The sequence below is a fragment of the Ramlibacter sp. genome, assembly GCF_013697775.1.
Taxonomy (GTDB): Bacteria; Pseudomonadota; Gammaproteobacteria; order Burkholderiales; family Burkholderiaceae_C; genus Ramlibacter.
Window position 1 is genome coordinate 1 of record NZ_JACCWG010000070.1, and the last position, 4,121, is coordinate 4,121.

Consider the following 4,121-nt stretch of genomic DNA (forward strand, 5'->3'; position numbering starts at 1 on the left):
CCTGCGGGCCGAGCCGCAGGCCCTGGGCCGCGGCAGGGAACGCGAACAGCGCGAGCGCGGCCGCAAGCCCCAGCGCGAGGATCGGGAGACGACGGTTCATCGGGAGCTCTTTCATCATCATTCGTAATTGCCGAAGCGGCTGGGCGTGGTGACCTCTTCGCGCAGGTACTGGTAGCGCGGGACGTTTTCCTTGAGCGCCTTCAGGGCGTTGGAGCCCAGGCGGCTGAAGCCCACGAACTCCAGCTGGAACAGGATGCGCTTGTTGGCGCTCGAGGTGCTGCTTTGCAGCCGCTCGAACACGACGCGGCCCAGCCAGCAGCCGGCATCGTATTCCAGCCCGACCACGGCGTCGACGAGGCGGCGGTCCTTCAGGCTGAAGTTCATCCGGCCCACGCTGTACCAGCGGCCTTCGCCTTCGCCGCGGCCGGGCCCGAGGTCTTGGCCGCGGTCGCCCCACAGGTCGTTCAGCGGCCACTGCCAGCCCACGTCCAGCTGCTCGCTCAGGCCGCGCTGCAGGCGGTAGGCGGCGCTGACCACGTGGTAGTCGCGCGGGCTGTAGCGCGCGCCGATCGTCGAGCGGATCGACTGGCCGTTCTTGGGGTTGTATTGCACCGTGGCATCGGTGCTCCACTTGGGCGACCAGTTGACCGAAGCGCCGAACAGGATGTCCGACAGACGTTCGCTGACCGGCGTTTCGCCCGGCAGGGTAACGCGCTGGTCCTTGAAGCGCAGGCGCTGCGCGACGCCGAAGCGCGCCACCTCGGCGCCGTTGTCGGGGTCGATCAGGCGCGTGGTGGCGCCCAGGGTCAGCAGGTTGTTGTCGGCGATGCGGTCGTTGCCCACATACGCGTTGTCGGTGTAGATGGTCGCGAAGTTGAAGTCCTGGGCCGCGGTGTCGTACACCGGCAGCAGGTTCTGGTCGCGGTACGGCGTGTAGACGTAGAAGGCGCGCGGCTCCAGCGTCTGGCGGAAGGCCCGGCCGAAGTAGCTGGCGTCGCGCTCGAACACCAGGCCGCTGTCCAGGCTGACGGTGGGCACGGTGCGGTTGGCCGAGGTCGCGCCATTGGCCAGCGGCGCGTCGAACTGGTAATTGGTGGTGTGCAGCTGCAGTCGGGGCGTGACGAACCAGCCGGGCGTCTGCCACGGGCGGCTCAGGCGCGCCACGGTGAAGCTGCGCCGCGCATTCGGCTGGCCGGTGAGGACGCGGTCCGATTCGAAGCGGGTGTAGTCGCTCTCGACATAGGCCTGCAGGCCGCCGGGCAGGTCCTCGCGCGAATAGCGGCCCACCACCTGCGGCGCCCGGTCGTAGGGCGGGATGATCGGCGAGGTCGGGTCCTGCAGCACCTGCCACTTGAGGGCCCGCGCGGTCAGCGAGAAGTTGCCCTGCGCCCAGGACAGTGCCCCGTCGTTGGCCAGCAGGCGCTGCGTGAGCGAGGTGCCGCCGCGGGAGAAGTCGCGCCAGTAGTTGTCGTCGCTGACCCGGTTCAGGTTGAGGTTCAGGCCGATCCGCTGCTCGCCCAGGCTGAACGCGCCGTCGTGCTTGCCCGAGAAGCCCCAGCGGTCACGGTGGCGCAGCCGGTCGCCCGGCATGTAGTTGGCGCGCACGGTGCCCTGGTAGTCGGACTCCAGGTAGCGGAACTCGCCGGCCAGGTCGACGCCGCGCTTGGACATCAGCGCCGGGTAAAAAGTGGCGTCCCGGTTCGGCGCGATGTTCCAGTAGTACGGCACCGTGAGTTCCAGGCCGCTCACGTTGTCCAGGCCGAAGGTGGGCGGCAGGAACCCCGACTTGCGCGTGTCCGACAGCGGAAAGCTCATCGAGGGCACCGGCAGGATCGGCAGGCCGAAGAAGCTCAGCACTGCACCGTCCGCATGGCCGACCTCCTGCTCCTGGTCCAGCTTGAGGCTGGCCGCGCGCAGGATCCAGTCGGGCATCCAGTCCGGGCCGGGCCTGCGCTTGCAGGTGGTGTAGGTGGCGTTGCGGATCACCGCGTGGTTCTCGTCGAGGAAGTCAGCGCGGTCGGCCTCGCCGTAGGCCTCGTTGCGCAGGAAGCGGTAGCGCGGCTCGTTGAAGAAGCCCTCGAAGGCGTCGACCTTCAGCTCCAGCAGCGGCCCTTCGAAGATGTTGCCGGCCTGGTTGAGGTGCACGTTGCCGCGCGCCTTGGCCAGGTCGTCGGGCTGGTAGTACTCCAGCCGGTCGGCGCGGATGACCACGCTGCCGCGGCGCAGCTCGGCCGCGCCCTCGACCACGGTTTCCAGGTCGGTGCGCCCGGACAGGCGCTCGCCCGAGACGAAGGTGGGCAGCTCGCGCCGCGACTCGCGCGGGATGGCCTCGCGCAGCGCGGGCGTGGGACGCAGCTGTGCCGGCGCATTGCCGGCGGCCTGCTGGGCCCAGGCGGGCGATGCCTGCAGCACAGCCGCGGCCACCACGGCCAGGGGGGTCAGCGCGAAACGGGCGGGCAAGGACCGGGAGTTCGGGATGTGCATCGGGGAGAAACAACGGCCGGCCCGAAGGGGCCGGCACGAATGGATTTGTAGAATGAATTATCCATGAGCGATTCAGCGTCCCCCCCAACTTCTTCCGCCCCGGCCGCCGTGCCGTGGACGGACCCCGTGCGCGAAGCGGCTTTCCACCGATGGCTGCAGGAGGCGAGTGCCACCCACCGGCTCGACGCCTCCAGCGTGCAGCCCGCCTCGGCCGACGCCAGTTTCCGGCGCTACCTGCGCGTGCAGGGCGCCGACGGCAGCTTCATCATCATGGATGCGCCGCCCGACAAGGAAGACTGCCGGCCGTTCGTGAAGGTGGCCGCGCTGATGGCCGAGGCCGGCCTGAACGTGCCGCGCGTGCTGGCCTGGGACGAGGCGCACGGCTTCATGCTGCTAAGCGACCTCGGGCACCAGACCATGATCGAGGTGGTGGACCGCGACAACCCCATGGCCAACACGCGCCTGTACCAGCGCGCGGTCGATGCGCTGGTGGCCTGGCAGGCGGCCTCGCGCCCCGGCGTGCTGCCGCCGTACGACGAGGCGCTGCTCGCGCGCGAGCTGGCGCTGTTTCCCGACTGGTACCTGGCAGAGCACCGCGGCGTGCAGCTGCAGGGCGCCGTGCGCGAGACGCTGGATGCGCAGTTCCAGCTGATCGTGCGCCACAACCTGGCCGCGCCGGCCGTCTACGTGCACCGCGACTTCATGCCGCGCAACCTGATGATGCCGGCCGACCCGGCCGAGCCGCGCCTGGGCGTGCTCGATTTCCAGGACGCGGTGCATGGCCCCATCACCTACGACATCGCCAGCCTGATGCGCGACGCCTTCCTGAGCTGGGACGAGGAGTTCGTGCTGGACGTCACCGTGCGGTACTGGGAGCGCGCGCAAAAAGCCGGGCTGCCGGTGAACGCCGACTTCGGCGAGTTCTACCGCGCGGTGGAGTGGATGGGCCTGCAGCGCCACCTGAAGGTGGCCGGCATCTTCGCGCGGCTCACCTTGCGCGACGGCAAGCCCAAATACCTGGCCGACACGCCGCGCTTCATCGGCTACATCCGCACCACCGCCGGCCGCTACCGCGAGCTCGCGCCGCTGCTGCGCCTGATCGACGATGTCGAGGGCAGCGACGCGGTGTCCGGCTACGCTTTCGGCCGCGTCTAGTGCCCGCGACTCCGCGCATCCACTGCCCGGTGCCGCTGGCCGCCGGGCAGCAGCTGTCCTTGCCGCCCGGCGCGGCGCGCCACGTACAGGTGCTGCGCATGCAGCCGGGCCAGGCGGTCACGCTGTTCAACGGCGAGGGCGGCGAGTACCAGGCCATCATCGAACGGATGGGACGCAGCGAGGTCGCCGCGCGCGTCGAGCGGCATGTCGCCGCCGAGCGCGAACCGGCGCGCGCGGTGCACCTGGCAGTCGGCATGCCGGCCAACGAGCGCATGGACTGGCTGGTGGAAAAGGCCGCAGAACTGGGCGCCGCCAGCGTGCAGCCGCTGGTGTGCGAGCGCAGCGTGCTGCGCCTGGCGGGCGAGCGCGCCGAGAAGAAGCGCCTGCACTGGCAGTCGGTCGCCATCGCCGCCTGCGAGCAGTGCGGAGGCAACCGCGTGCCGCAGGTGCATCCGGTGGCGGCGTTGCCCGACTGGCTGGCC

At 70.2% G+C, this 4,121-nt stretch carries 3 protein-coding genes; 2 read left to right on the top strand and 1 reads right to left on the bottom strand.

Annotated features, from left to right (window positions below; genetic code table 11):
* Positions 1-117 precede the first annotated feature (117 nt).
* Positions 118-2,484: an LPS-assembly protein LptD gene (locus tag H0U68_RS03875; protein WP_296352867.1), complete on the bottom strand. Its 2,367-nt coding sequence runs from the start codon at positions 2,482-2,484 to the stop codon at positions 118-120.
* 63 nt (positions 2,485-2,547) lie between these two features.
* Here H0U68_RS03875 and H0U68_RS03880 point away from each other — a divergent pair, with 63 nt between their 5' ends.
* Positions 2,548-3,639, top strand: a complete 1,092-nt coding sequence (locus H0U68_RS03880; protein WP_296352868.1) for a phosphotransferase — start codon at positions 2,548-2,550, stop codon at positions 3,637-3,639.
* A partial coding sequence (locus tag H0U68_RS03885; protein WP_296352870.1) for a 16S rRNA (uracil(1498)-N(3))-methyltransferase occupies positions 3,639-4,121 on the top strand: 483 nt, incomplete at its 3' end. The genes H0U68_RS03880 and H0U68_RS03885, both read left to right, overlap by 1 nt.